This window comes from Microbacterium sp. Bi128 (assembly GCF_918698205.1).
This window is the reverse complement of the sequence record NZ_CAKKMM010000887.1, coordinates 1-2,124: the sequence shown is the minus strand read 5'-3', so window position 1 is coordinate 2,124 and position 2,124 is coordinate 1. Positions and strand designations below refer to the sequence as shown.

Here is a 2,124-nt window from a genome sequence, read left to right as displayed (position 1 = left end):
GGCCTGGCCCTGGTCATCATCGGCGACAACGCCGTGGCCAACTTCCCCAAGGCGCTGACCGCCTTCTTCACCTCCAAAATCGGCGGTACCGGCATCCCCACGGTGATGATCGGCGTCGTGGTGGTGATGGTCTTCTTCGGCGTGCTGCTGCACTTCACACCGTTCGGACGCGGCCTCTATGCGATGGGCTACAGCAAGGAAGCCGCCAGCTTCGTCGGGATCAACGTCGCCCGCAGCAAGTTCTGGCTCTACGTCGGGTCCGGCGCCGTTTCGGCTCTCGCCGGCATCTACTGGACGCTGCGCTACACAAGCGCCCGCAGCGACAACGCCTCCGGCCTGGAACTGGCCGTCATCGCCGCCGTCCTGCTCGGCGGCGTGTCGATCTTCGGCGGCAAGGGCTCCATCCCCGGCGTCATCGCCGGCGTCCTGCTGATCGGCACGCTCAACTACGCCCTCCGCCTGGCCCGGGTGTCCGACGTCGTCCTCATCACGGTGACCGGACTGCTGCTGATCCTCTCAGTGGTGGCGCCGAGCATCGGCTCCGCCATCAGGCAATGGCGGCACACCCGCCGCGTCCGCCGAAGTTTCACCCGCAAGGCCACCTGAAATCTGCACACCACAACAAACCGCGCCCGCCTGGGACCGGCTGTACCGACCGCACGAAGGAAAAGGGAAGAACAATGATGTTGAACCGCAAGAACAAGGGCCGGACCGGCCGACTGGGAAGCATGGTGGCCATCACCGCCGTGGCCGCACTGGCGCTGACAGCCTGCAACAGCGGCTCTGCATCCTCGACCGACACCAGCAGCCCCTCGGCAGGGGGCGGGGACCAGAAGATCACCTTCATCCCCAAGCAGCTGAACAACCCGTACACGGACGTTGTTCTGGGCGGCGGCAAGAAGGGCGCCACTGAGGCAGGATTCGCCTCCTCGCAGGTCGTCGGACCGCTGGAAGCCTCCGCCTCCAGCCAGGTTTCGTTCATCAACGCCGAGACTCAGGCCGGCACGAACGTCATCGCGATTGCCGCCAATGACCCCGACGCCGTCTGCACCGCCCTCGGCGAAGCCCGTTCCGCCGGCGCCAAGATCGTCGCGTTCGACTCGGATACCAATCCCGACTGCCGCGACATCTTCATCAGCCAGGCCGTCGCCAAGGACGCAGCCTTGATCCAGACCAAGCTGAATTCCGAGCAGATCGGCGGCAGCGGCGAGATCGCCATCCTGTCCGCCACCGCCAACGCCACCAACCAGAACGAGTGGATCAAGTACATGGAGGAGGAGCTCGCCTCCAACCCCGCGTACAAGGACATCAAGCTTGTGGCCAAGGTCTACGGCGATGACAACGACACCAAGTCCTTCCAGGAAGCCCAGGGCCTCATGCAGGCCCACCCGAACCTGAAGGGCATCATCTCGCCCACCACAGTGGGCATCGCCGCCACCGCCCGGTACCTCTCAACGTCCGCCTACAAGGGCAAGGTTGCCCTGACCGGGCTCGGACTGCCGAATGAAATGCGGCCCTTCGTGAAGGACGGCACCGTCAAGGAGTTCGCCCTCTGGGATCCGGCACAGCTCGGCTACGTGGCGGCGTTCGCCGGCAAGGCCCTCAAGGACGGCAAGATCACCGGCGCCGAAGGGGATACCTTCACCGCCGGCGAACTGGGCGAACGCAAGGTCGAAAAGGGCGGCCTGGTGATCGTCGGCCCGCCGACGGTCTTCAACGCCGAGAACATCGACAAGTACAACTTCTGATCCGTTCCTGACCCATCCCGAGCGGCCGGGCGGGCCGCCGACAGCCCGCCCGGCACCTCACCACTTCACTCCGTTCCACTTCACCGGTGCCGCAGCACCGGGCCCACGGCGTCAACTCCACAGCCGTGCCCGGAAACCACGTTCCGGAGCCCCAGATCCCCCTTTTCATGCCGGAAGGCCCCCACATGAACCAGAAACAACCGGCAGACCGGCTGCTGCAACCGCACCGGCGCCGCCCCACCCGCATCGGGCTGGTCTCCGGCGGTCTCGGCGCCTACTGGCCCCAGTTCCCGGAGCTGCTGCCGCAGCTGCGGGAGTCCGTCCGGTACGTCACCGGCCGCTTCCAGGAGCTCGACGCCTACCTCGTCGACACCGG

The 2,124-nt window shown here is 66.1% G+C and carries 2 protein-coding genes and 1 pseudogene; all 3 read left to right on the top strand.

Going from position 1 to position 2,124, the window contains the following annotated elements; translation table 11 throughout:
* Positions 1 to 606, top strand: a 606-nt coding sequence (locus tag LQV45_RS27645) for an ABC transporter permease (protein WP_230010062.1), incomplete at its 5' end; no start/stop codon positions are given.
* A 74-nt stretch (positions 607 to 680) separates the two neighbouring features.
* The gene (rhaS, locus tag LQV45_RS27640) at positions 681 to 1,748 is read left to right on the top strand and encodes a rhamnose ABC transporter substrate-binding protein (RefSeq protein WP_230010059.1); all 1,068 of its coding nucleotides are present in this window, start codon (positions 681 to 683) and stop codon (positions 1,746 to 1,748) included.
* 185 nt (positions 1,749 to 1,933) lie between these two features.
* A pseudogene (locus LQV45_RS27635) lies at positions 1,934 to 2,124 on the top strand (arabinose isomerase); the annotation flags it as partial.

Bases quoted from the DNA above. Each gene is read 5' to 3' on its own strand.
- rhaS (WP_230010059.1), top strand. From the start codon at position 681: ATGATGTTGAACCGCAAGAACAAGGGCCGGACCGGCCGACTGGGAAGC.